The sequence below is a fragment of the Streptomyces sp. NPDC001816 genome (assembly GCF_042892235.1).
In the GTDB taxonomy this organism is placed as follows: domain Bacteria; phylum Actinomycetota; class Actinomycetes; order Streptomycetales; family Streptomycetaceae; genus Streptomyces.
Map to the genome: position 1 here is coordinate 80,666 of NZ_JBIATY010000004.1, position 25,177 is coordinate 105,842.

Below are 25,177 nucleotides of genomic sequence, written 5' to 3' on the forward strand. Positions count from 1 at the left end.
GCGCGGCCTTGGCCTCAAGGGTAATGGATTGGCAAAGGATCGACCGTAATACCTGCGGAGGATCTTTCCCCTGCCGTGCTGCGCAACACGCTAACCGGAAGGCTCATTCCCGGCCATGGGCGGCTCAGTCAAGGGGGAAGCCGGTATAGGCCTCGGCCAGATCGGTCTCGGCCGCGCGGGAGGAGGCGATGCGTTCCAGCCGGGCCAGCTGGAGGCGGGCGTCGAAGTCGGTGGCGTCCGGGGCGCGATGGAGCAGGGTCGTCATGTCGTAGGAGAACCGTTCGGCCTGCCAGACGCGGCGCAGACAGGTCGCCGAGTAGGCGTCGAGGAGGCCGGGGGAGCCGGTCTCCCTCTCGTGGACGAGTGCCCGGACGAGGGTCATGACGTCCCCGACGGCCAGGTTCAGCCCCTTCGCGCCCGTGGGCGGCACGATGTGGGCGGCGTCGCCGGCGAGGAAGAGCCGGCCGTGGCGCATCGGCTCGTGCACGAAGGAGCGCATGGGGGTGACGGACTTCTGGGTGATGGGCCCGCGTTCCAGCGTCCAGCCGTCGTCGGTCGCGAAGCGCCGCTCCAGTTCGGTCCAGATCGCGTCGTCGCTCCACTCCTCGGGCTTGGTGTCCGCGGGCACCTGGAGGTAGAGGCGGGAGACGGACGGCGAGCGCATGGAGAGCAGGGCGAAGCCTCGGTCGTGGCGGGCGTAGACCAGTTCGTCGTGCGAGGGGGCGACATCGGCGAGGATGCCCAGCCAGGCGTAGGGGTACGACCGTTCGAACACCTGGGAGACGGCGGCCGGGAAGGCCTTTCTGGCCACGCCCCAGAAGCCGTCGCAGCCGACGACGTAGTCGCATTCCAGCACGTCCTCGCACCCCTGGTGCCAGAAGGGGATCCGCGGCCGGTCGCCCTCCGCGCCCTCGACGGCGAGCGCCTCCGCCTCGAACAGCAGCGGGCCGCCCTCCTTCAGTTGGAGGGCTATGAGGTCCTTGCAGACCTCCGTCTGGGCGTAGACCATCACGGACCGCCCGCCGGTGAGTCCGGGGAAGTCGACGCGATGGCGGCGCCGGTCGAAGCGCAGTTCGATGCCGTCGTGCCTGAGCCCCTCGCGGTCCATCCGCCGCCCGGCTCCGGCCTCGCGCAGCACGTCCACCGTGCCCTGCTCCAGGATCCCGGCGCGCTGCCGGTGCTCCACGTAGGCGCGGTCGCGGCTCTCCAGGACGACCGAGTCGATGCCGGCGCGGTGCAGCAGCCGCGCGAGCAGCAGTCCGGCCGGACCGGCTCCGATGATCCCGACGGTGGTACGCATCGGCCGTTCCCTTCCCTCTGACACACAGTCCTCTGACACACGGTCTGTTCGTCTGGTGAAATTTCTTTCACTGAGTAGCGAGCGTGAGTCTCCGACTGTGGGCACACCGCTGTCAACGGTTGTGCTGTCATGTGAGAGGTGGGTGCGAAGACGGAAAGTGCCCGGAGCCGGACTTGAACCGGCACGCCCGCGAAGGGGCAGCGAGGTTTAAGCTCGCCGTGTCTGCATTCCACCATCCGGGCAGGCCATGGGCTCCGCTTCGAGGTTCCGAGCCTATCGGTGCGCATCCCTCGAACAGCGGAGGGGACAGCCCGATGTTGTCTTATTTTATTGACGTCTGAGGGTGCATCAGCCCACGGAACGCGCCATCCGCACTTGCCAATAGCGTGACGTGGCGTGGGCGCGCGCGTACACGGAATGACGGAATTTCACCTACCGAACGAGGGCGGTCGTCCGGTTCTGCACCCCGCGGGTGTCAGGGGCGACCGTCCTCCCCAGGTATGACTCGGGCCCGCTCCGTCCGACCGGAGTCGCCCCTCGGAACCGGATCAGCGACTGACTACACGGGCGCCGGCGGCCGAGACGATGGATCGGTCCCCACGAACCGACGTCGTCCCGACAGGAGCACCTTCCCGTGACCACCACACCCACCGCCGGCCGGACCACGGCCGTGGCCGCACGCGCCACGGAGCTGTCGAAGATCTATGGGCAGGGCGAGACCCGGGTGGTCGCCCTGGACCGGGTCTCCGTCGACTTCCGGCAGGCCGAGTTCACCGCGATCATGGGCCCGTCCGGCTCCGGCAAGTCCACGCTGATGCACTGCGTGGCGGGCCTGGACACCTTCTCCTCGGGCTCCGTGCGGATCGGCGACACCGAGCTGGGCTCCCTGAAGGACAAGCAGCTCACCAAGTTGCGCCGGGACAAGATCGGCTTCATCTTCCAGGCCTTCAACCTGCTGCCCACGCTGACCGCGCTGGAGAACATCACCCTCCCGATGGACATCGCGGGCCGTAAGGCCGACAAGGCGTGGCTGGACCAGGTCATCCAGATGGTCGGCCTCTCCGGCCGGCTCAGCCACCGGCCCTCGCAGCTGTCCGGCGGCCAGCAGCAGCGTGTCGCCGTCGCCCGTGCGCTCGCCTCCAAGCCCGAGATCATCTTCGGTGACGAGCCGACCGGAAACCTCGACTCGCGCTCCGGCGCGGAGGTGCTGGGCTTCCTGCGCAACTCCGTGCGCGAACTGGGCCAGACGGTGGTCATGGTGACCCACGACCCGGTCGCCGCGGCCTACGCGGACCGCGTGGTCTTCCTGGCCGACGGGCGCATCGTCGACGAGATCCACGGCCCCACGGCCGACTCCGTGCTCGACCTGATGCGCAGTCTTCCTGGGGGCGGTAACACCAGCGGCTCCGCCGCGCGGCCCCAGACCCCCGAGTTCGACGCGAAGGGCCGTACCAGCTGATGCTCCGCACCGCCCTGCGCAACGTACTCGCGCACAAGGCCCGGCTCCTGATGACCGTGCTCGCCGTCATGCTCGGCGTGGCGTTCGTGTCCGGGACGCTGGTCTTCACCAACACCATCTCCGAGGCGTACCAGAAGAGCTCCGCCAAGGGCTTCGACCAGGTCGACGTCGCCGTCACGGCCGAGTACCAGGACTCTAAGGGCGACCAGGTCGGCAAGACCCCCGAGCTGACCCAGGCGCTGCTCGACAAGGCCGGCAAGGTCCCGGGCGCCGCCTCCGCCACCGGTGTCGTCACCGGCTTCACCGCGATCGCCGACAAGGACGGCAAGCTGCTCGGCGGCGGCTGGCAGTCCGAGGGCGGCAACTACTGGGGCACCAAGGACGCCCGCTACCCGCTGGTCAGCGGCCACGCGCCCAGCGGCAAGGGCGAGGTCCTGATCGACTCCAGGACCGCCGAGCGCGCCGGCTACAAGGTCGGCGACACCGTGCGCATCTCGGTCGACGGCCCGGTGCTCACCCCGCGCATCAGCGGCATCTTCACCACCGACGACGGCAACGTGGCCGCGGGCGGCAGCCTCGCCCTCTTCGACACGCCGACCGCCCAGGCGCTGTTCGGCAAGAAGGGCGCGTACGACGAGATCGACGTGAAGGCGGCGGCGGGAACCAGCCAGACCGCGCTGCGGGCCGCGCTGGACCAGGCGCTGCCGTCGAAGCTGGTGGAGACCACCACCGGCAAGCAGCTCGCCGACGACCAGGCGCAGCAGATCTCCTCCTCGATGAGCGGCCTGAAGCAGGCGCTGCTGGTCTTCGCCGGTATCGCCCTGTTCGTCGGCACGTTCATCATCGCCAACACCTTCACCATGCTGGTCGCCCAGCGCACCCGGGAACTGGCCCTGCTGCGGGCGGTCGGCGCCTCTCGCCGGCAGATCACCCGGTCGGTGCTGATCGAGGCGTTCGCGGTCGGCACGGTCGCCGGTGTGACCGGTCTGGTCGCCGGCGTCGGCATCGGCGCGGGGCTGCGGAGCCTGCTGGGCTCCTTCGGCGCGGGTGTGCCGGACGGGCCGCTGGTGATCACGCCGGGCACCGTGGTGGCCGCCCTGGCGGTCGGCATCGTCATCACCGTGCTCGCCGCCTGGCTGCCGGGCCGCCGGGCCGCGAAGATCCCGCCGGTGGCGGCGATGAGCAGCGTGCACGCCAAGGCGACCACCAGGTCGCTGGTGCTGCGCAACACGCTCGGCGCGCTGTTCTCGGCGGCCGGTGTCGCGGTGGTCCTCGCGGCCACCACGATGGACGCCGACGCCGCCGAGGGTCCGATGGGTCTCGGCGCGGTCCTGCTCATCATCGGCGTGTTCATCCTGACCCCCCTCCTGTCCCGCCCGCTGATCGCGGCCGCCGCCCCGGTGCTGCGCGTGTTCGGCGTCTCGGGCAAGCTGGCCCGCCAGAACTCGGTGCGCAACCCGCGCCGTACGGCGGCCACGGCGTCCGCGCTGATGATCGGCCTGACCCTGATCACCGGTATGACGGTGATGGCGGGCAGCCTGCAGACGTCGATCGACAAGATGGCCAGCTCGGCGATCCGTGCCGACTACGTCGTCTCGATGGCCAACCGCGGCCCGCTCTCCCCCGACGTGGCGAAGAAGATCGCCGCCGACTCCGACGTCACCGCCAGCAGCCCGCTGCGCAACGCCGTGTCCCGCGTCGACGGCCAGACCGAGTTCCTGACCGGCGTCAACGGCCCGGCCATCGCCGAGCTGACGGACCTCAAGGTGGCCGACGGCGCCTTCAAGGTCGGCGGCACGCAGGTGGTCGTGGACCAGGGCCGGGCCAAGGACTACGGCTGGAAGGCCGGTTCGCGGTTCACGGTGCACTACGAGGACGGCAAGGCGCAGAAGCTGACCGTCGCCGGGGTCTACGAGGGCAACGACATGCTCAACGGAATCATGATCGACAACCGTGTCCTCACCCCGCACCTGAGTGACGCCTCGGACATGCAGGTCATGGTCAAGACGGCGGACGGCACCTCCGATTCGGTCAAGGACCGGCTGGAGAAGGCGCTCGGCTCCAACCCGGCGATCAAGGTCCAGGACAAGCAGGACATCTCCAACGACATCGCGAAGATGTTCACGACGATGCTGAACATGCTCTACGGCCTGCTCGGCATGGCGGTGATCGTCGCGGTCCTCGGTGTCATCAACACCCTGGCCATGTCGGTCTTCGAGCGCTCGCAGGAGATCGGCATGCTCCGCGCGATCGGCCTGGACCGGGCCGCCGTCAAGCGGATGGTCCGCCTGGAGTCCCTGGTGATCTCCCTGTTCGGCGGCGTACTGGGCATCGGTCTGGGCGTGTTCTTCGGCTGGGCGGCCGGTGAGCTGCTGGGCACGAAGATGGCGACGTACGAACTGGTCCTGCCCTGGGGCCGGATGACGGTCTTCCTGCTGCTGGCGGCGGTGGTCGGCATCCTGGCCGCGCTGTGGCCGGCCCGGCGCGCGGCCCGGCTGAACATGCTGACGGCGATCAAGGCCGAGTAGCCGTACGACGGACCAAGGGCCCCGCTCCGGGACGGAGCGGGGCCCTTGGGCATGCCCGGTCAGGAGTTCCAGGTGCGGGTGCGCAGTGGCAGGCCGGACCCGCCGGGCTCCGGGGTGCGGACCGCCAGGACCTGGTTGACGCCGATGCGGTTGCGTTCGAAGGCGAGCGCGCAGGCGGCCATGTACAGCAGCCAGACGCGGGCGCGGCCGGGGCTGGTGAGGCGGACCGCGCGGTCCCAGTCGGCCTCCAGGTTGGCGACCCACCGGCGCAGGGTGCGGGCGTAGTGCTCGCGGAGCGACTCCACGTCCCGGACCTCGAAGCCGGCGCGCTCCAGCTGGGTGACGGTGGTGCCGACCGGGGCGAGTTCGCCGTCGGGGAAGACGTAGGCGTCGATGAACCGGTCGGTCTCGTACGCGGATTCGTCGTGCTGCGGGCGACGGGCGATCTGGTGGTTGAGCAGCCGTCCGCCGGGCTTCAGCAGGGCGGACAGACTGCGCGCGTACGCCAGGTAGCGTTCGGCGCCGACGTGTTCGGCCATGCCGATGGAGGAGATGGCGTCATAGGGGCCGTCCACGACGTCCCGGTAGTCCTGGACCCTGATCTCCACCCGGTCGGTCAGGCCCTCGTCCGCGACGCGCTTACGGGCGTACGCGGCCTGTTCCTGAGACAGCGTGACCCCGACGACGCTCACGCCGTGCTCACGGGCCGCATGGATGGCCATCGAGCCCCAGCCGCAGCCGACGTCCAGCAGCCGCTGGCCCTCCTTCAGGCCGAGCTTGGCGCAGACGAGTTCGAGCTTGTCGCGCTGGGCGGACTCCAGGGTGCCGCCGTCCTCCCAGTACGCGCACGAGTAGACCATCGACGGTCCGAGGACGATCTCGTAGAAGTCGTTGCCGACGTCGTAGTGGTGGCTGATGGCCTCCTTGTCGCTGCGCCGCGTGTGCAGATGACGGCGTCGGCGGACCTCCTCGCGCGGCGGGGCGGGCGGGATCGGCGGCCCGACGAGCTTGAGCAGCTCGCGACCGGCGGCCCGTACCTCGGGGTCGCGCAGTGCCTGGGCGAGGCTGCGGGAGTCCTCCCCGCGTTCCCACACCAGTGCGGCCATGGCGTCGAGTGCGGCGTACAGGTCGCCCTCGATGCCCAGGTCTCCGGCGACCCAGGCGCGGGCGAGGCCCAGCTCGCCCGGTTTGAACAACATGTGGCGCAGGGCGCGGCGGTTGCGGACGACGAGCGTCGGCGCGTCCGGCGGTCCCGCCTGCGATCCGTCCCAGGCTCGTAGCCGCACCGGGAGCGGGGCTCCCAGCATCTGCTCGGCAAGACTCCTCAGCCGCGACGCGGCTTCGGCCATGGCGCACCTCCGGTGAAAGGAATCGGCTGCCCGCTGGATCGTCTCCATCCGGCTGGCAGAGAAACGACCCGGCACGCCGACGTCATTCCCCTCCGCACGCTCCTGCCGACACGATGGCCGAACCGTCACACTCCCGCGTTAGCGCTGGGGACCGTGTTCGGTCAAGTCCCGAGATCCAGGGCCATGCCCCTCTTGGACCAGAAGGTCCTAATAGAGGCAGAACATCCCGTTCGCGCCTTCCTCACTACTTCTGGATGTGAACTCCCATGACCCCTCTCGCCAGGTTCCGGCGCCTTGCCCTGCTCGCCGCTTCGACCACCGTGATCACCGGCGGCGTGCTGCTGCCCACGAGTGCCTTCGCCGCTCCGGCGACGCCCCCGGCCGCCGCCACGGCGGCCGTCGCCGACGCCGCCACGCGGTGGACGCAGAGCACCGACGACCCGAGCGGTGTCACAGCCGAGTTGCCCGGGGACGCCCAGGTGCAGAAGGACACCGTGAACGGCTTCCAGGCCCGCACCTACCAGGTGGGCACCGACTACGGAGTCATCGGCTTCGTGGTCTACGACGCGCCGCGCGGCGGTGGCCAGTGGGACCTGAAGGGCAGCCTCAAGAACGCGCTGGACAACTACAACAAGGACTCCCGGTCCGCCGACGACCGGCTCACCAGTCACGAGGTCCGGGAAAGCACCACGGACGGCGGCCAGCCCGTGCTCGACGCGGACCTCTCCACCGGTGACGGCACGGCCGGTCATACCCGCTTCGTCGATCTCGGCGACCACCTGGTCCAGATCGAGGTTCTGGGCACCAAGGACGCGCAGAAGACCATGGACGCGGACTACCGGCAGTCCCTCAGCAGCCTCCAGCTGCCGAGCGGCACCACCACCCGGTCCTCGTGACCCGACGCCCGCTACAGGCGGCTGAGCATGAGCGTGAGGGCGTGCACCGCCTCCTCACGGTTGCGCCCCTGGCCGCCCGAGCGGGCGACGGTCGCCTGCATCAGGACCTGCCCTTTGCGGCCGGTGAGCTGCGTGTAGTACTCGTCCAGCTTCAGGCCCGTCTCGTCGACGACCTGATGGCCCTCCTCGCCCCCCACCTCGTCGAAGCCCTTCAGGCCCGGAACGTCGACCGCGCGCACGTCCACCCACTTCTGCTTGCTCGCGGAGTCGTACTCCGTCCTGCATCGCCGTGCGTCCGTGCGGAACCGGGCAATGTCCGCCGCGGCGGACGCGGTGTCCCGATGAACGATGACCGTCGACGTGTTGACCACCCTCCGGTCCGGGCTCTGGGCGTTGCGCTCCAGAGCGGCCAGCATGTTCACCGGTGTCTGCACCGCGAGGTAGCAGCTGGCGTCGGCGAACGACTCCGTGACGTCGCCGGTTTCGTAGGGGGTGCTGCGCACATAGCCGGAGCCCCAGTCCGCGGGCTTCAGGGCCACGCGCCTGGCGAGGTTCCGGGCCTGTGCGGCGGTCTCGACACGTTCGTGTCCCGGCTCGCCGCCGCCGAGCAGGATCACGAGCCCCACCACGATCGCCGCCACGGCGGCGGCAGCGCCGATGAGCGCGGGCGGCCTGAGCCACCAGGGGCGCCGGGGAGGCGGCTGACCGGAGCCGGGGACCCCGAACAGGGGGCCGGGTGGCGGGCCGAGCGGCGGTTGCGTGCTCACGTGGCTCCTGTACCACCCGCGCCCGCAATGCCGGGGCGGCGCGTGCAGAGATCACCCCACTGACGGCCCGATCGACTCCCTGGGACGGTACGGCGCACACGACGAAGGGGCCGCCCGCACCACGGATGGCGGGCGGCCCCTTCGGGCTGTCGGACGACCGGAGGTCAGGAGGCCTTGGCCTTCTCGCCGGTCTTGGCGGCGGCGACCGGCGCCGGCTTGGCAGCCTCGTAGAACTCCTCGCGCGGGTTCTCCATGGCGCCGAGGGAGACGACCTCGCGCTTGAGGAACATGGCGAGGGTCCAGTCGGCGAAGACGCGGATCTTGCGGTTCCAGGTCGGCATCGCCAGACCGTGGTAGCCACGGTGCATGTACCAGGCGAGGCGTCCCTTGAGCTTGATCTTCATCTTGCCCATGACGATCATCGCCACGCCCTTGTGCAGGCCGAGACCGGCCACCGCACCCTTGTTGGCGTGCTCGTACTCCTTCTGCGGGAAGCCCCGCATACCGGAGATCACGTTGTCGCCGAGGACGCGCGCCTGACGCAGCGCGTGCTGGGCGTTCGGCGGGCACCAGGCGTTCTCGTTGCCCGCCTTGCGGCCGACCAGGTCGGGCACCTGGGCGTTGTCGCCCGCGGCCCAGATGTAGTCGGTGCCGGCGACCTGGAGGGTCGGCTCGCAGTCGACGTGACCGCGGGGGCCGAGGGGCAGGCCGAAGCGGGCCAGGGCCGGGTTCGGCTTGACGCCGGCGGTCCAGACGATGGTGTTGGAGTCGACCTCGAGGCCGTTCTTCAGCACCACGTGGCCGTCGACGCAGGAGTCCATGGAGGTGGAGAGGTAGATCTCCACGCCCCGGCTCTCCAGGTGCTCCCTGCCGTACTGGCCGAGCTTGGGACCGACCTCGGGAAGGATCTTGTCGGCGGCGTCGACGAGGACGAAGCGCATGTCCTCGCGGGAGACGTTCTTGTAGTACTTGGCCGCGTCCCGGGCCATGTCCTCGACCTCGCCGATGGTCTCCGCACCCGCGAAGCCACCACCGATGAAGACGAAGGTGAGCGCCTTGCGGCGGATCTCCTCGTCGGTCGTGGAGTCGGCCTTGTCCAGCTGCTCGAGGACGTGGTTGCGCAGGCCGATGGACTCCTCGATGCCCTTCATGCCGATGCCCTGCTCGGCGAGGCCGGGGATCGGGAAGGTGCGGGAGACCGCGCCCATCGCGATGACGAGGTAGTCGAAGGGCAGCTCGTACGCCTCGCCCACCAGCGGGGCGATCGTGGCGACCTTGCGGTCCTGGTCGATGGTCGTGACCCGGCCGGTGAGGACCTCCGCCTTCGGCAGCACGCGTCGCAGCGGGACGACGACGTGCCGAGGGGAGATGCTGCCGGCGGCGGCTTCGGGGAGGAAGGGCTGGTAGGTCATGTACGACCGGGGGTCGACGACCGTGACGGTCGCCTCGCCGTAGCGCATCTTCTTGAGGATGCGCCGAGCTGCGTACAGGCCTACGTACCCACCGCCTACTACGAGGATCCTGGGACGCTCCGTGGTGCTCATGCCATCGAGTATCCACCCGCCCCAGGAGGGGTGCTCGTGCGCCCCTTCACAAGCTCCGACAGGCCCTGTGCTAAACTCCGCGACCCGCGTGACGCAGGTCATGGCGCCGAGGGGGAACCCCCGGGCGGTCTGACCCGTTGTCAAGGCCGCGTGAGCTGCCTCTCTGTACGACCGGGGTGGTTGTGAGCACCTCGCAACACCCCTGGAGCACCCCCTTCCGAGCCCCTGTTGCATCCACCGTCTGAACATGTTCAAACGGCCTGGGCATCCACGGAAGGGCCAACCGGCCCCTTTTTACGGTTCCACGAGGCGGAATTCCTTGTGAAGAACTTCACGAACTTTTCCGACCGACCGTCACCGAGGGGCCCGTGAGGGCCCCTCAGTCCCGCTCAGACGTTATCCGACCTGCTCAGTCGGCAGCTACCAACGAGTAACAAAAGAGAGCTACGCCACCGACCACGCGATGCCGTCGAGGATGTCGTGCTCGCTGACGACGACCTCCTCGGCCCCGGTCCGCTCCATGATCGCGAGCAGCACGAGGGCGCCCGCGCCGATGACGTCGACCCGGCCCGGGTGCATGGACGGGATCGCGGCGCGCTCGGCGTGCGTGGAGCGCAGCAGCCACTCGGTGATCTCGCGGACACGGTCGCGGGAGATACGGGAGTGGTGGATGCGCGCGGAGTCGTACTCGGGCAGGTCCTGGGCGATCGCGGACACGGTGGTCACCGAGCCGGCCAGGCCGACCAGGGTGTGCGCCTCGCGCAGCGGGACCGACTCCTCGGCCAGGTCCAGGGCGGCCTCGATGTCGGCCCGCATCGCGGCGATCTGCTCCGCGGTGGGCGGGTCGCTCACCTTGCCGTCCTGCACCAGATGCCGCTCGGTCATCCGCACGCAGCCGACGTCGACGGACCGCGCGGCCCGTACGTGGTCCTCGCCCACGACGAACTCGGTGGAGCCGCCGCCGATGTCCACCACCAGGTAGGGCTTGGCGAGGTCCTCGCGGCCCCTCAGTTCCTTCGTGGCGCCGGTGAAGGAGAACTCGGCCTCCTGGTCACCGCTGATGACCTCGGGCTCGACACCGAGGATGTCGACGACACCGCGCACGAAGTCGTCCCGGTTCTCCGCGTCCCGGGAGGCGGAGGTGGCGACGAACCGCACCTTGGTGGCGCCGAGTTCACGGATGACGTCCGCGTACTCGCGGCAGGCCGCGAAGGTGCGCTCCAGCGCCTCGGGCGCCAGCCGGCCGGTGCGGTCCACGTCCTGGCCGAGCCGCACGATCGTCATGCGCCGGTCCAGCTCCAGCAGCTCGCCGGTGGCCGGATTGACGTCGGCGACGAGCAGCCGGATCGAGTTCGTACCGCAGTCGACGGCGGCGACACGGGTGAACCTCTCGGCGACCAGGGGCCGGTAGGCGAAGAAGCCGCGGCGGTCCTCGGTGAGGTCGAGGATCACCCCGTCCTCGCCCGGGTGCTCGTCCGCGGGATCGGGCGCCACGAGCGGCTGCACGCACGGCCCCTTGCGCCACCACTCCGGGAGCATGGCGATCGCCTCGTCGCCGAGCGGGTTCACGCCCGGGCCGGCGGCCAGCGAGTGGGCCACGAGAACGTGCAGGCACTTCACCCGGTCCGGCATGCCGCCCGCGCTCGGGAAGCCCGCCAGGACCTCGATCTCGTCCCGGCGCCGGATGTAGTCCTCGTGCGCGGCCCGGTACGCGGCGGCCAGCTCGGGGTCGTTCTGCAGCCGCTCCGTCATCTCCTTCATGACGCCGTCCGCCTCCAGCGTGCCGATCGCCGAGGCGGCGCGCGGGCACGTCAGGTAGTACGTCGTCGGGAAGGGCGTGCCGTCCGGCAGCCGCGGGGCGGTCTCCACGACGTCCGGCTGCCCGCACGGGCACCGGTGCGCGATCGCCCTCAGCCCGCGCGGCGGACGCCCGAGCTGCTGCTTGAAGGCCTCGACGTCCGCGTCGGTCGGCTCGGTACGCGGAGTGGGCGGCGGAGGCGTTTCCATGACTGTGTTCAGCTGTCTTTCTGTCGGTTCACTGGTCGGAGGCGTCGGACTTGTCGACCCCGTCCCAGACGTTCGCGTACCAGGGCCGGTGGGCGGCCCTGAGGTCGGCGCGGGACTGCTTGGCCGTGCCCGGGTCGATCACGACGTACCCGGTCTCGCCGGGCATCACATAGTGCAGCCTGCGCCGGATCTGCTGCTCGGCATAGGCGTCGTCCTGCCAGCGCGCCTTGAGGTCGCGCAGCTGTTCCACGCGCCTCCGGGCCTGTTCCTGCTGCCGCTGCTGGTCGGCGATCTCGGCGCGCTGGGAAACGTACTGCCGCATCGGATAGGCGAGCGCGACGATCAGCGAGCACAGCACGAGCGCCAGCAGCGCCGCGCGGCCGGTGAGGCGGGAGCGGCGGGCCTGCCGCTTGGTCTGGGAGCGGTAGACGCGGGCCGCCGTCTGCTCGCCGAGCAGCTTGAGCCTGGTCGCGGTGGAGAACCGGTCCCGGTCCTTCACGGCCATGTCCCCGCCTCCCCTTCACACGCGCGTACGTCCCCGCACACGGTACGGGACCGAGTACGGGGACGTACGTACGACTGGCTGAGGATCGGCCCGAGAGGGGTCAGCCCTTGAAACGGGGGAAGGCCGAGCGGCCGGCGTACACCGCGGCGTCGTCGAGGATCTCCTCGATGCGCAGCAGCTGGTTGTACTTGGCGACGCGCTCGGAGCGGGCCGGGGCGCCGGTCTTGATCTGGCCGCAGTTGGTGGCGACGGCCAGGTCGGCGATGGTGACGTCCTCGGTCTCGCCGGAGCGGTGGGACATCATGCACTTGAAGCCGTTGCGCTGGGCCAGCTCGACGGCGTCCAGGGTCTCGGTCAGCGAACCGATCTGGTTCACCTTCACGAGCAGGGCGTTGGCGGTGCCCTCCTCGATGCCGCGGGCCAGGCGCTCCGGGTTGGTGACGAACAGGTCGTCGCCGACCAGCTGGACCTTGTCGCCGAGCTTGTCGGTGATGACCTTCCAGCCGGCCCAGTCGTCCTCGAACAGCGGGTCCTCGATGGAGACGAGCGGGTAGGCCGCCACGAGCTCCTCGTAGTACTCGGTCATCTCGGCGGCCGAGCGGGACTTGCCCTCGAACTCGTACTTGCCGTCCTTGTAGAACTCGGACGCGGCGACGTCGAGCGCGAGCGCGATCTGCTCACCGGGGACGTAGCCGGCCTGCTTGATGGCCTCGAGGATGAGGTCGAGGGCCTCGCGGTTGGAGCCGAGGTTCGGGGCGAAGCCGCCCTCGTCGCCGAGGCCGGTGGACAGGCCCTTGCCCTTCAGGACCTTCTTCAGGGTGTGGTAGACCTCGGTGCCCCAGCGCAGGGCCTCGGAGAAGGACTCCGCGCCGATCGGGGCGATCATGAACTCCTGGATGTCCACGTTGGAGTCGGCGTGCGAGCCGCCGTTCAGGATGTTCATCATCGGCACCGGCAGCAGGTGCGCGTTCGGGCCGCCCAGGTAGCGGAAGAGCGGGAGGTCGCTGGCCTCGGAGGCGGCGTGGGCGACGGCGAGGGAGACGCCGAGGATGGCGTTGGCGCCGAGGGAGCCCTTGTTGTCGGTGGCGTCCAGGTCGAACATGGCCTGGTCGATCAGGCGCTGCTCGGTGGCGTCGTAGCCGACCAGCTCCGGGCCGATCTGCTCGATGACGGCGAGGACGGCCTTCTCGACACCCTTGCCCTGGTAGCGGTTCGGGTCACCGTCGCGCAGCTCGATGGCCTCGAAGGCGCCGGTGGAGGCGCCGGACGGGACGGCGGCACGACCCGTGCTGCCGTCGTCGAGGCCGACCTCGACCTCGACCGTGGGGTTGCCTCGGGAGTCCAGGATTTCCCGGGCTACGACGACGTCGATGGACGGCACGAGCATCTCCTTCGTGGATGTGACGCTGGTTGTGCGGGGCTTGTGTGCCTTGCGCCTAGAGCCTAACCGTCCTGGGGGCGTCGGCCACCGACCGACCGTCCCGTGGACACGCAGACGGTACCTTTTGTTCTCGCTCGAAACAAAGGGTCTTCCGAATGAGGCCCGACTGAAGAGTGGGGAAACAGGGCGGGGAACAAACAACCCCGTCCCGGCGCGTACGGGGGAACACGCGCCGGGACGGGGAGCCCGTGGGGACGGGGGGAAGACCCTCACGAGGCCTTCAGAGTGGGGGCAGGCCTTGTGAGAGCGCTGTGGTTCCGGTGGGAGCCAGGTGTCACTTCAGGTGCAGCTGCTGGCCCGGGTAGATGAGGTCGGCGTCCTCGACGATGCCCTTGTTCAGCTCGAACAGCTTCTGCCAGCCGCCCTTGACCTTGTGCTTCTCGGCGATCGTGCCGAGGGTGTCACCCTTGACCACCTTGTACTCGCCGTCGCCCTTCTTGACCTTCTTGCCGGTCGGGGTGGTGACGGTCTGGCGCTCGGCGGACCGGGAGGCGGCCTGCTGCTCGGTGGCGCGGGTGGTGGTCGTGGTGGTCTTCGAGGAGGTGCTGCTCGACGGGGCCGCCGCGGTGCCGCTGTACGGGGTGCTCGACAGGCCCGTGCCGCAGACCGGCCAGGCGCCCTTGCCCTGGGAGGCGAGGACCTTCTCGGCGACGGTGATCTGCTGCTGCTTGGTGGCCAGGTCGGCGTGGGCGGCGTAGGCGGTGCCGCCGTAGGCGGCCCAGGTGGAGGCGGAGAACTGCAGGCCGCCGTAGTAGCCGTTGCCGGTGTTGATCGACCAGTTGCCGCCGGACTCGCACTGGGCGACCTTGTCCCACTCGGAGGCGGTGGCGGCGGAGGCGTTGCCGACCGCCATCAGCGGGGCGGCGATGGCGGCGCCGGTGACACCGGCGAGCGCGATGACACGGGTGGCCTTGAACGGACGACGGTGCGTGCCCTTGCCGGAGAACAGCATGGATCGATCCCCTCACCGACGCCTGCGAGGTGAGCTGTCGGGTTCGGGCCGGTTGAGTTGCCCGGCCGCGGCCCTTACGGGACGCGGCTTCACCCCAAGCCGGTACCGACATCAACTGCCGGTCCCGGCACTTACCTTGGGTCCCCCGCTCCTGCCTACGGCGCATGACGCGACGACTGTTCCCGGGCGGCCGCTGGCAGGACTCGGCGTTGCGGATGCCGGGGCTCGTGGTGACGAGCGGCCTTGACCGTAAACAGGCGATCGGCGGAATTTCAAAGACGATCAGGGCTTCTGAGACTCATCCCACACTTTCGCCAAAACGGACATTAGGGAGCGAAGCGGGGCGTCAACTCCCGCTACTCATCGCCCTTTTCGGCACCGACTTTCAGGGTCTGACCGGCACCGATGTGGTTCGGGTCGGCACCGACAGCCTTCTTGTTCTCGGCGTAGAGCGCGCGCCATCCGCCGTCGAGGTCAAGGGAGTCGGCGATGGAGCAGAGGGTGTCGCCCTCGCGGACGGTGTAGGTGCCCGCGTCGCGGCCGGCGTGGCGACCCGACGGGGTGTCGTTCTGACCGTTTGTCGCGCTTTCGTCCGCACTCGCACCGCGGTGACGTCCGCCACTGCTGAGGGCGCCGGTGTCGACCAGGCTCGAAGAGCCGCTGGTCTGCCACGAATTGTCCGAGTCCTCCGTTGCGGGGTCCGTGGTGACGGACTCGCCCCCCTGAACGTCTCCGGAGTCGGGCGATGCGGATTTGTCGGACTTGGGAGCGTCTGTGCTCCTGCCGGAGCCCTTGGAGTCGGCGTCCTTGTCGGCGCTCGGGGACGGCTCACCCTTCACATCCGAGGAGGAGTCGGACGAGGGCGACGAGGAGGATGAATCCGACAGGTCGGACGAGTCGGAATTCTCGTCGGAATCGGAATTGCCGTCCGTATTGGACGAGTCCGAGGGCTCGGAGGAGTGACCGGAGTGCGCCGAGCCCGAGTCGGAGTCCGAGCCCGCGTCCGAGACGCCCGTGTCGACGTCCACGGAGCCGGACTTCGATGTCATGCCGGAGAGCAGGGCGCAGGTGGCCCAGGGGGTGGTGCCCTGGTCGTCGAGGATCCTCTCGGCGACGGCGATCTGCTGCGAACGGCTGGCCTGGTCGGCGCTGGAGGCGTACTTCGTGCCGCCGTACTTGTCCCAGTCGTCCTGGGATATCTGCAGGCCGCCGTAGTAACCGTTGCCGGTGTCGGCGCTCCAGGAGCCGCCGCTCTCGCACTCGGCCACCTTGTCCCATGTGGTGCCGTCGGCCGCGTTGGCGCTCGCCGCGCCGAGCAGCGGGATGGCGATGGCGGAGCCGGTCACGCCGGCCGCGACGAGGAGGGCCGGAGCCTGACGGGGGCGACGGTGACGACCGTTCCCGGAGAGCATGCGGAAGCCTTTCGTGCGACGGCGGGGCCGGCGTGGCCGATGGAACTCGGGGGCCACGCTGATGAGTGAACGTATCGGCAGACGATCACTTGTCACAAGTTAATGCCGCGTAGATCACGTGAAGATCACAGAAGAAAGTGCCTGTCATGTTCGACTGTGCGAACGTCTGCCCGTGTCCGGCCTGTTCGAGCCGCGCTCAGGGGACGGGCGTGAACTCCACGGGGAGGGTGCGCAGGCCGCGCATGATGAGCCCGCCGCGCCAGCGCAGCTCGGCCGGGTCCGCCCCGAGCCGCAGGTCGGGGAGGCGGGTGAGGAGGGTGGCGAGCGCGGCCTGGCCCTCCAGACGGGCGAGCGGGGCACCGAGGCAGTAGTGGATGCCGTGGCCGTAGCCGAGGTGCTGGTTGTCCCGGCGGGACAGATCCAGGACGTCCGGGTCGGCGAACCGCTCCGGATCCCGGTCGGCGGCGGCGAGGACGACGAGCACCGGGTCCCCGGCGGCGATGTCCTGCCCGCCGATGGTGAGCGGCCGGGTGGCGAACCGCCAGGTGGCCAGCTCCACCGGGCCGTCGTAGCGCAGGAGTTCCTCGACCCCGGTCTCCAGGAGGTCCCGCTCCCCGGCGGCCAGGGACCGCTGCAGGCGGTGACGCTGCTCGGGGTGGGTGAGCAGGGCGTAGGTGCCGTTGCCGATCAGGTTCACGGTCGTCTCGAACCCGGCGAACAGCAGGATGAAGGCCATCGCCGCGGCCTCGTTCTCGGTGAGGTGCTCACCGTGGTCGGAGGCGCGGATGAGGCCGGAGATCAGGTCCTCGCCGGGGGCGGGGTCGTCGGGCAGGGCCTCGCGCTTCTTGTGGATGAGCTCGGCGAGATAGCCCCGCATCTTCTTGACCGACCGCGCGACCCCGCCCCGCGGCCCTCCCCCGTGGCGGATCATCATTCCCGCCCAGTCCCGGAAGTCGTCCTGGTCCTCGCGCGGGACGCCGAGCAGGTCGCAGATGGCGTAGATGGGGAGCGGGAACGCGAACTCGTGGATGAGGTCGGCAGAGCCCTGCTTCGCGAACTGGTCGATGAGGTGGTCGGTCAGCTCCTGCACCCGGGGCGCGAACTCGGCGACCCTGCGGGGCGTGAACGCCTTGCTGACCAGCCGGCGCAGGCGGGTGTGGTCCGGCGGGTCGATGTTCAGCAGGTGCGTCATCAGCTCGGCCTTGCGCTCGCCCGGGATGCCGGTCTTCCCCTTGGCGTGTGCGGGCTCGTCGTGATGCGCCGGGTTCTTGCTCAGCCGCTGGTCGGCGAGGGCCTGCTTGGCATCGGCATACCGCGTGACCAGCCAGGCCTCGACCCCGCTGGGCAGCCGGGTCCGGCGCACGGGGGCGTGCTCGCGGAGCCAGGCGTAGGCGGGGTAGGGGTCGCTGGCGAACTCCCAGGTGAAGAGATCGGGGGCGGTCGGGGGGTGGGGGTGGCTGGGCTGGCTGGTCACTCCTCGACGGTATCCGGATCGCCGGTGGGGGTGTGGCCGGGTGGTTCCGGGAGCGATGCGGGGACGCCTTCCGGGTCCAGGGCGGCCGCCTTGCGGAACCACTCCTCGGCCTCCGTGTCCTTCCCCTGCTTCCTCAGCAGCTCGGCCATGTGCAGCTCGGCGTACGCGGCTCCCCGTTCATGACCCTTGAGGTACCACGACAGCGCCTCCTCGTCCCGTCCGAGGTTCTCCAGCGCTTGGCCGAGGCTGACCGCCGCGGACGGGTCTCCGCCCTCGGCGGCCTGCCGGAAGATGGGTTCCTTCTCGGTCTCGTCGGCGTCCTTCTCGGTGTCGAGATAGACGCCGAGGCTGTTCACGGCGCGGGCGTCACCCCATGCGGCGGCGTACCGGAGCCAGTCCTCCGCCTCCTCGTCGTGCCAGTAGTACAGGAGGGTGCCGAGGCTCCCCGCCACCTCACGGTGGCCCGCTGCGGCGGCCTTGCGGTACCAGCGCAGCGCCTCGTCCTCGCGTCCGGGCCCCACCAGCATGTCGCCCAGCTCGTGTGCCGCCGCGCCCTCTCCCGCCTCCGCGGCCGTGCGCAGCCAGCGCTCGGCGTGGTCGCGGTGGATCCGGCCGAGCTGGAGCGCGGCCCAGGAGTCCCCGCTCTCCGCGGCAGCCTCCAGATACGGGAGTGCGGCCTGCTCGTCCCCGTCGATCAGCAGGAAATGCCGCGCCACCCCTCCCGCCGCCTGCGCGTGTCCCGCATCGGCCGCCCGGAGCAGCAGGGACGCGCCCTCCTCGCCCCTGGTGCGGATCGCAAGGCTGAACAGCACCTCGGCGTCCCCCGCCTCGACACGCGGGCGCAGCGCCGCGCGGGCCGCCCCGAGAATCACGCCGCGGTCCAGCGGTGCCCCGTTCTCCGCCGCGTCCAGCAGCGTCCACCACACCGCGTCCGGCACCGGCTCCAGGTCCCCCGACCGCAGCGCCTCCGCGACCAGCGCCCCGTACGCCCGCCAGGTGCCGTCCCCTTCGCCCGCCACGAGCAGCCCCGAGACCCCGAACATCGGCGCCGTCGCCCAGGCGAGCGCGTCCTCGAAGGACTCCGCCTCCTGCGCCCCGTACTGCTCCTGAACGCTCCTTAGCAGCTCGGCCGGTACCGCGCCGGTGACCCCGCACCGGGCGAGATCGACCGCCGCCCGCACCAGTAACTGCCCGCCCGGATGCTCCAGTTGTGTGCCCACCCGGCGCCACTCGTCGAACAGAAGATGCCCGACCGCGAAGTACGAGGCCGCCCCCTCTCTGCCGCTCCACATGTACGCCGGGTACGCGCGTGGGTCGTCGTGCGCCGACAGCCGTGCCAGCTCGTCCTCACTCCACTCGCGCGCCAGCTCCACCGTGCGCGCCGCGGCGACGACCCGGTCGCCGGGGGCGCTCCCGGCGCGGCGCCTGTAGTACTCGGCGGGGCGCATCGTCCCGAGCACGACGGCACCTTGGTCGTTGAGCCGCCCCAGCAGCCGAAGGTCCAGCCGGCCCGGGCCGAGATGGTCGGTCAGCTCGTCCAGCCAGACGACGTACCTGCCGGGTTCGCTCCGCAGTGCGGCCACCAGCGGACGTAGGTCCTCGCCCGGGTCCGGAGCGTACAGACGATGGTCCTCCAGTGCGCGCACACCGTGCCAGGCGGTGTACGACTTGCCCGCGTACGGCTCGCCCAGGATCAGCACCAGGCTGGTGCGGGCGAGCTTGGCGCGCAGGTCCTCGTCGCAGTCGCGCGGCACATACGGCGGTACGTCGGGCAGCCCCGGCACGGGCCCGGTCGGGTGTACGCCGAACTCCCGCGGCCCCACCTGACCGACGGGCCGCCACTGCGCCGGTGCGGGAACGGCGCCGTAGTGGTTGTGCTGCACCCCCACGACCCGGTCGTGGAAGGTGCCGCGCCGGAAGTCGACGTGGTCTGCGGAAAGGGGCGGGGCCTGCTCCGACTGCGGGCCGGGGTCCGGGTCTCGTCCCGCATCCTGCATGAGGGCGAACTCCGTTGTCAGGCGACGCAGTTGATCGGCCGCAACATCTCTGGAGGGTGCATGGTCGAGCGTCATGCGCACGCGCGTGAACCAGACCTTCTGCTCCAGCTCCGTGAGACCTGCCGCCGGCCACGGGTCGACGCGGAGTTCGGCCTCGTAGCCGGGAGCGCCGTTGCCCTTGAACCAGGCCGCGAACGCCTTCCGCACCCGGGCCCACTCCACCGGGTCCCGCCTCGCCACGAGGACCTCGGCCCCCACGCTCGCCAGCTCCGACTCCAGCCTCACGCACGCCCCCACACCTCACCACCACGTTCAGGTCAACGGTACTGAGGTGTGCGGGCTCTGACGCCCTGTAAGCAGTCAGCTCACCGCCAGTCCTTCGCCTCCGTCCTCCGCGTCCCTCTTCCCCCGGTCTTCCGTCTCCTTGATCGCGTCCCGGTACACCCGCGCCGCCGCCCGCAGCGCCGCCTCCGGGTCCACGCCCTGCGCCTCGGCCCGTACCGCCATGGCCAGCAGTTCGTAGCCGATGCCCTCCCCCTGCGGCAGGGGGACGTCCAGGCCTGCCGTGTGGGCGCGGGAGGCGAGTTTGGCGGTGAGGGCGAGGCCGGGCTGGCCGAGGGGGACGCCCTCGGTGACCGAGGTGCGCCGCTTCTCCACGGCCTTGGTGCGCAGCCAGTGCTCCTTGACGTCCTCCGGGGTCTCGGCCTTCTCGTCGCCGAAGACGTGCGGGTGGCGGTGGATCAGCTTGGCGACGATGCCGCCGGCCACGTCGTCGATCGAGAACGGCGCGTCCGGGTCCTCCTCGGCGATGCGGGAGTGGAAGACGACCTGGAGCAGGACGTCGCCCAGCTCCTCCCGCAGTTCCTCGCGGTCGCCGGCCTCGATCGCCTCGACCAGTTCGTACGCCTCCTCGATGCCGTACTTCGCCAGGCCCTTGTGCGTCTGCCGGGACGACCAGGGGCATTCGGCGCGGATGCGGTCCATGACCTGGACGAGGTCGAGGAGGCGGGCGCCGGGCAGGTCGTAGGAGGCGGGCAGCAGCTCCAGCTCCGGCATCCGCACCCGGCCGGAGCCGGCCAGGCGGGCCAGGCCGTCGGTGAGGGCGGGCTCTCCCTCACCGGTGGCCACGACCACCACCGTCCGCCCGCCGGCGCAGGCGTCGACCAGCTCCTGGGCGGTGGGGGACGCATCCGCCACGGATATCCCGGCCTCCCGCAGATACGGCAGCTGCGGGTGCGCACCGTCCGCGCACAGCACCGCGTCGGCGGTGCGCAGCGCCTGCCAGGCGGGCCAGGACAGCAGGCCGGGCGCGACACGGTGGCTGGTGGTGAGCAGGACGATGCGGCCGGGGGCGGCTTCGGGGCTGGTTGCGTTCACGATCCGAACCTAACCCACGGTGAAGAGGGACGGGATCGGCTGTCCACAGGGACAGGGGTGTCGTGTGATCGTATGACCGACGGTCGTCCACAGGCAGCCTGCCGTACCGTTACGGCACCCCCCAGAAACCGGGAAACCGCCCGCTACGCCGGCTGCTGCTGCTCTCCCGCCGTGACCTCCCGCACCCACGGCGTCTTGGCGTCGACCCGGCTGCTCTTCTGCACGTCCCAGGAGCCGTAGCGCGGGTTGAGGTCGACGTGGAGTTCCTCGGAGGCGTTGGACAGGGCCTTCCAGAAAGCGGGCTGCGAGGGGTCGGTGCCGAGCTTCGCGGCGAGCTTCTGTGCCTCGAGCTGAAGGCGGAGGTTGTCGTCGAGGCGCTCGGGCGCGATGCCGTACTTCTGCAGCCAGGCCGTCTCCAGCCCCTTGGCGCCGCCGGCCTGCTGCTCCAGGCCGGTGCGCATCTGCACGACGTCGTTGCGGGTGACCGCGATCCCCGCGTCCTGCGCGGCGCGGTGCAGCACCCGGTCGAGGACCATGTTGTGCAGGGTGTCGCGGGTGAGACTGCTGGTGGAGGAGAGGACCTGCTGGTACTGGGTCTCGTCCGGCACCGCGGCCCGCTGCGCCTTGCGTACCTCGTTGACCCGGTTCTCCAGCTGGGCGACGGTGATCCGCTGCCCTCCCACGACGGCCGCCGCACCGGGGTGCACATCGTTTCCGCAGGCGGCGAGGAGGGGGGCCGCGGCGGCGATCGCGGCGGAGAGGACGAGCGCGGTGCGACGGCGGCGGTGCAAGGGAACCTCCTGAGGAGATTGTGCGACGGTGCACAAAGTCTTGCGGTGATCGATGGTAGGCAGAGGTCCAGCTCTGGCCAACCCATTCGACCAACGATTCACCACGACTTCAGGCACCGCCGCGCGCACCGGCGGTCCCCTCGTCAGCCGGTGATGGCCACCGGCGCGTCCCACGCGTCACGGTCGACGGTGAGCGTGACGCCGCCGTGCGTCTCCTTGCTGTTGACCATGTACTGATGGGCGCGGCTGTGGTTCGTGAACTGGGTGGAGCCCCACGGCCAGTCCGCTGTGGTGGTGTTCTGCTTGTCCCACAGCGCGTACCAGAGGTTGCCCGGCAGGTCCGTCCTGTCGGTGGCGGTGGCGATCGCCTTGGCGCTGGAACTGGTGAAGCCGTAGTAGCCGGTGCGGTACGTCTTGGCGTGCAGTTCCTTGTCGAAGGCGCGGACGTACGTCAGCACGGCGGTGTTGCACGACGTGTTCGTGGTGTCGTACGCCTCCATGTCCAGGTAGATCGGGCTGCCGGCCTTGATGCCGAGCGCCGAGGCCTTGGCCACCGCGTCGTCCGCCTCGGACCTGCCGACGGACGCGGCGGTGGCGGCGCTGATCTTCTCGGAGCCGCCGGACCCGCAGGACGGCTGGGCGCCGACGTAGAGGGGGATGAGCTTCCAGCCCATGGCGGTGACGTCCGTGACCCACTTGGACGTGAGGTTGGGCTGGCTGCAGCCGCGGTTCTTGCCGCCGACGTAGACGGCGGCGGCGCCGTAGAAGCCGGTGTGCCAGGCCTTCATCGTGGCTTCGGAGGGCGCGGTGCAGGTGTCGAAGGCGCGGCCGGTGAACGTCTTCTGCGCGGGCCAGGTGGTGGCGGCCATGGAGGTCTGGGCGGCGATGCCGGCACCGGCGACGACCGCCGCTCCGACCGCCGCCCACGTGACGTACCTGCGCTTCTTCGACTGCCGATGGCCGGCCATGAAACCCCACCCCTGCTCGTACGTGCCTGGCGAAAAACGAAGCGCAACCTATACGGCGCCGCCCCTGCCTTCGGGAAACGCAGTCTCCCGAAGATCACAAGAATCCCCCGGGGAACGGCAAAATCTAGCCGCGCACCTGTCCCAGCCACTGCAGGGTGCGGCGGATCTCCGCGGCCAGCGGGTGTCCCGGGCCCTGGAAGCGTTCGACATCCATCAGCAGCCGCGCGAGCGTGTCGTGGGCGGCCGGGCGGTCGCCGAGCGCGAGCAGCAGGTGGCCGATGCGGCGCCGCACGTCGTGGGCGAGCTGCGGGTCGCCGGAGACGTACTGGTTCTCGTAGTACGGCAGCAGCGCGCGGTACTCGGCGAGCGCCGCCGCCGGTTCGCCGAGCTGCTCCAGGCACTGGGCGGCCTCGTAGCGGAAGCGCAGGGACTGCGGGTCGGCCTGGCCGGCCTCGGCGGCGCGCTCGTCGCCGAGACGGCGCAGTTCGGGCAGGGCGCGCCGGTACTGGCCGTCGTCCATGAGGGTGGCCGCGTACTGCTTGCGCAGGGTGCGCACGACCGGGGAGTGCTCGCCGTGCTGTTCGGCCGCGGTGGGCAGGATCGCGCCGAGTATGTCGACGGCCTGGGTGATGCGGCCCTCCCCGAGGAGCCGCTTGACCTCGTCGACGGCGGCGGCGACGTCGGGCTTCTCGGCCGTGTTCGGCACCGGTGTCACGGGGGCGGGCTGGGGCGCGGGCGTCCGCGCGCGGTCCGGCCACGGGGCGTGCGGGCGCAGGAACGGGCGCGTGGGGTCCAGAGGCGCCCCGGTGGGCATCCCGCGCGCGGGCAGGAGCAGCGCCAGGTGCTCGTACACCTCCTGTGCGGAGGCCGGCCGGTGCTGCGGGTCCTTGGCGAGCAGGCGCAGGACCAGCGCTTCGAGCGCCTCGGGGACCTCGGGTCGGATACGGCGCACGGGCAGCGGGGGCTCGTACAGGTGCCGGTGCAGCACGCCGAGCGCCGTGGATCCGGCGAACGGCACGTCTCCGCTGAGCAGTTCGTGCATCAGCACACCGAGCGCGTACAGGTCGGTGTACGGGCCGACCGCGCCGCCCATCGCCTGCTCGGGCGCCATGTAGGCGGGTGAGCCGATCGGCGAGCCGGTGTGGGTGAGGCGGGTGGTGTCGGTGTCCATGACCGAGGCCACGCCCAGGTCGAGCACCGTGACCGTGCCGTCCTGCTTCACCATCACGTTCCGCGGCTTGAGGTCGCGGTGCACGATCGGTACGGCGTGCACGGCGCTCAGCACGGCGCACAGCTGCGCGGCCACCGCGACCGCCCACTGCCACGGGTACGGGTCGTGCTCGGCGAGGTGGTCGGAGAGGTCGGCGCCGTCGACGTACTGCATGACGAGGAACAGCTCCTCGCCCTCGCTGCCCGCGTCGTGCACGGTGACCAGGCCCGGGTGGTCCACCTGCGCGGTGACCCGGCACTCGCGCACGAAGCGGCGGCGCAGCTCGTCCGCCTCCTGCCCGGCCACCTTGTCGGGGCGCAGCAGCTTCACCGCCACGCGCCGGTCGAGCCGCTGGTCGTACGCCGTCCAGACCTGGCCCATGCCGCCCTGCCCGATGAGCGTGGACAGTTCGTACCGGCCGGCGACGACACGTCCTGTCGCCACGGTCACCGTCCGCCCTCGTGGCCGGCGTCCTGCCTGCCCTCGTCACGGCCGTCCTGGTGGCCGTCGTGCTTGCGCAGGTAGTCGCTCAGCTCGTCCAGTTCGGCACGCACCTGCTCGATCCGGGCGGGCGCCGGACGCTGGGGCGGCGGAGTCGTCAACGGGGGCCGCGGGACGGGCGTGTGCGCCATCGGGGGCGTGGCGAGCGGGGACGGCGCGGGCGCCGGGGTCTGCGCCCCGATCGTCGCCGAGAACGGCGACGCAGGCTGCGGATAGCCGTACCCGGACAGCGCCCGGCTCGCCTCGTACGCCTTCTGGAGCTTCTGGAAGTGCCGGACGTCCGCCACCAGGTAGTACACGAGCACGACTGGCAGGACGCCGAGGATCAGGAACATCCCCAGGTAGCCGCCCGAGGTGTGGACCTCCTCGCCGGGCTCGCTGCCCAGCAGCACGATGGCGAGGAAGTCGGCCGCCAGCACCGCCACGAACAGGCCCCAGTCCAGCGACTTGCGCGTGACGGCGGCCAGCCGCAGCAGCATCGCCCAGGTCAGGAAGCCGAGGCTGAAGATCCCGATCGCCACGAACAGCACCCGCATGAAGACCAGCCACCCGGTGTGGGGCGGCTGCTTCACCGGCCGTGCGTAGCCGTGGCCTTGCATGACTGCTCCTGATGCCTGACATGGGTGTACGAGCCCGCCCGATGCGCTCGGCCGGGCGGACGACACCACTCGTGCGATGGTCGCTTCGAGCATATGGCCC

The 25,177-nt window shown here is 70.5% G+C and carries 19 protein-coding genes, 1 tRNA gene, 1 pseudogene and 1 riboswitch; of the genes and pseudogenes, 3 read left to right on the plus strand and 18 right to left on the minus strand.

Annotated features, from left to right (window positions below; genetic code table 11):
- Positions 1-124: 124 nt before the first annotated feature.
- Positions 125-1,300: a 4-hydroxybenzoate 3-monooxygenase gene (locus tag ACFYZZ_RS15905; RefSeq protein WP_389175910.1), complete on the minus strand. Its 1,176-nt coding sequence runs from the start codon at positions 1,298-1,300 to the stop codon at positions 125-127.
- A gap of 158 nt (positions 1,301-1,458) precedes the next feature.
- A tRNA-Leu gene (locus ACFYZZ_RS15910) sits at positions 1,459-1,542 on the minus strand.
- A 392-nt stretch (positions 1,543-1,934) separates the two neighbouring features.
- Here ACFYZZ_RS15910 and ACFYZZ_RS15915 point away from each other — a divergent pair.
- Together ACFYZZ_RS15915 and ACFYZZ_RS15920 are read left to right on the plus strand one after the other, a co-directional pair.
- Positions 1,935-2,759, plus strand: a complete 825-nt coding sequence (locus ACFYZZ_RS15915; protein WP_389175911.1) for an ABC transporter ATP-binding protein — start codon at positions 1,935-1,937, stop codon at positions 2,757-2,759.
- On the plus strand, positions 2,759-5,287 hold the full coding sequence (locus ACFYZZ_RS15920; RefSeq protein ID WP_389175913.1) for an ABC transporter permease: 2,529 nt from the start codon (positions 2,759-2,761) through the stop codon (positions 5,285-5,287). Before ACFYZZ_RS15915 ends, ACFYZZ_RS15920 begins: the two co-directional genes overlap by 1 nt.
- Before the next feature lie 59 nt (positions 5,288-5,346).
- Here ACFYZZ_RS15920 and ACFYZZ_RS15925 read toward each other — a convergent pair whose 3' ends face one another.
- Positions 5,347-6,636, minus strand: a complete 1,290-nt coding sequence (locus tag ACFYZZ_RS15925) for a class I SAM-dependent methyltransferase (protein ID WP_389175915.1) — start codon at positions 6,634-6,636, stop codon at positions 5,347-5,349.
- Between the two features lie 266 nt (positions 6,637-6,902).
- On the opposite strand from ACFYZZ_RS15925, the gene ACFYZZ_RS15930 reads away from it, so the two are divergent.
- Positions 6,903-7,532, plus strand: a complete 630-nt coding sequence (locus ACFYZZ_RS15930; RefSeq protein ID WP_389175917.1) for a hypothetical protein — start codon at positions 6,903-6,905, stop codon at positions 7,530-7,532.
- Positions 7,533-7,543: 11 nt separating this feature from the next.
- Here the strand turns inward: ACFYZZ_RS15930 and ACFYZZ_RS15935 are convergent, their stop codons facing one another.
- From ACFYZZ_RS15935 to ACFYZZ_RS16005, 15 genes and pseudogenes are all read right to left on the minus strand, one after another.
- Complete coding sequence (locus ACFYZZ_RS15935) at positions 7,544-8,299, minus strand: hypothetical protein (RefSeq protein WP_389175918.1); 756 nt, start codon at positions 8,297-8,299, stop codon at positions 7,544-7,546.
- Positions 8,300-8,463: 164 nt separating this feature from the next.
- A complete protein-coding gene (locus ACFYZZ_RS15940; protein WP_386573183.1) occupies positions 8,464-9,843 on the minus strand; it encodes an NAD(P)/FAD-dependent oxidoreductase in 1,380 nt (459 codons plus the stop codon).
- A gap of 444 nt (positions 9,844-10,287) precedes the next feature.
- The gene (locus tag ACFYZZ_RS15945; RefSeq protein WP_389176862.1) at positions 10,288-11,244 is read right to left on the minus strand and encodes an exopolyphosphatase; all 957 of its coding nucleotides are present in this window, start codon (positions 11,242-11,244) and stop codon (positions 10,288-10,290) included.
- A gap of 204 nt (positions 11,245-11,448) precedes the next feature.
- Positions 11,449-11,850, minus strand: a pseudogene (locus tag ACFYZZ_RS15950) (DUF501 domain-containing protein); the annotation flags it as partial.
- A 28-nt stretch (positions 11,851-11,878) separates the two neighbouring features.
- A complete protein-coding gene (locus tag ACFYZZ_RS15955) occupies positions 11,879-12,355 on the minus strand; it encodes a septum formation initiator family protein (protein WP_389175920.1) in 477 nt (158 codons plus the stop codon).
- Between the two features lie 100 nt (positions 12,356-12,455).
- Positions 12,456-13,742: a phosphopyruvate hydratase gene (gene eno / locus ACFYZZ_RS15960; RefSeq protein WP_386573185.1), complete on the minus strand. Its 1,287-nt coding sequence runs from the start codon at positions 13,740-13,742 to the stop codon at positions 12,456-12,458.
- A gap of 328 nt (positions 13,743-14,070) precedes the next feature.
- Positions 14,071-14,748, minus strand: a complete 678-nt coding sequence (locus tag ACFYZZ_RS15965) for a transglycosylase family protein (protein WP_389175922.1) — start codon at positions 14,746-14,748, stop codon at positions 14,071-14,073.
- Positions 14,749-14,752: 4 nt separating this feature from the next.
- Positions 14,753-14,921: riboswitch (cyclic di-AMP (ydaO/yuaA leader) on the minus strand.
- Between the two features lie 183 nt (positions 14,922-15,104).
- A complete protein-coding gene (locus ACFYZZ_RS15970; protein ID WP_389175924.1) occupies positions 15,105-16,160 on the minus strand; it encodes a transglycosylase family protein in 1,056 nt (351 codons plus the stop codon).
- Positions 16,161-16,356: 196 nt separating this feature from the next.
- Complete coding sequence (locus ACFYZZ_RS15975) at positions 16,357-17,634, minus strand: cytochrome P450 (protein WP_389175926.1); 1,278 nt, start codon at positions 17,632-17,634, stop codon at positions 16,357-16,359.
- Positions 17,631-19,916, minus strand: a complete 2,286-nt coding sequence (locus ACFYZZ_RS15980) for a tetratricopeptide repeat protein (protein ID WP_389175927.1) — start codon at positions 19,914-19,916, stop codon at positions 17,631-17,633. Before ACFYZZ_RS15980 ends, ACFYZZ_RS15975 begins: the two co-directional genes overlap by 4 nt.
- 75 nt (positions 19,917-19,991) lie before the next feature.
- Complete coding sequence (locus ACFYZZ_RS15985; protein WP_389175929.1) at positions 19,992-21,008, minus strand: nucleoside triphosphate pyrophosphohydrolase; 1,017 nt, start codon at positions 21,006-21,008, stop codon at positions 19,992-19,994.
- Between the two features lie 143 nt (positions 21,009-21,151).
- Entirely contained in the window at positions 21,152-21,799 is a 648-nt protein-coding gene (locus ACFYZZ_RS15990; protein WP_389175931.1) for a SurA N-terminal domain-containing protein, read from the minus strand.
- 143 nt (positions 21,800-21,942) lie between these two features.
- Entirely contained in the window at positions 21,943-22,767 is an 825-nt protein-coding gene (locus tag ACFYZZ_RS15995; RefSeq protein WP_389175932.1) for a glycoside hydrolase domain-containing protein, read from the minus strand.
- Positions 22,768-22,891: 124 nt separating this feature from the next.
- Positions 22,892-24,385 (minus strand): protein kinase, encoded by a 1,494-nt coding sequence (locus ACFYZZ_RS16000; RefSeq protein WP_386573852.1) that lies wholly within the window; start codon positions 24,383-24,385, stop codon positions 22,892-22,894.
- Between the two features lie 38 nt (positions 24,386-24,423).
- Positions 24,424-25,077 carry a hypothetical protein gene (locus tag ACFYZZ_RS16005; RefSeq protein WP_389175934.1) on the minus strand — a complete coding sequence of 218 codons (654 nt, stop codon included), beginning with the start codon at positions 25,075-25,077 and terminating at the stop codon, positions 24,424-24,426.
- Positions 25,078-25,177 lie beyond the last annotated feature (100 nt).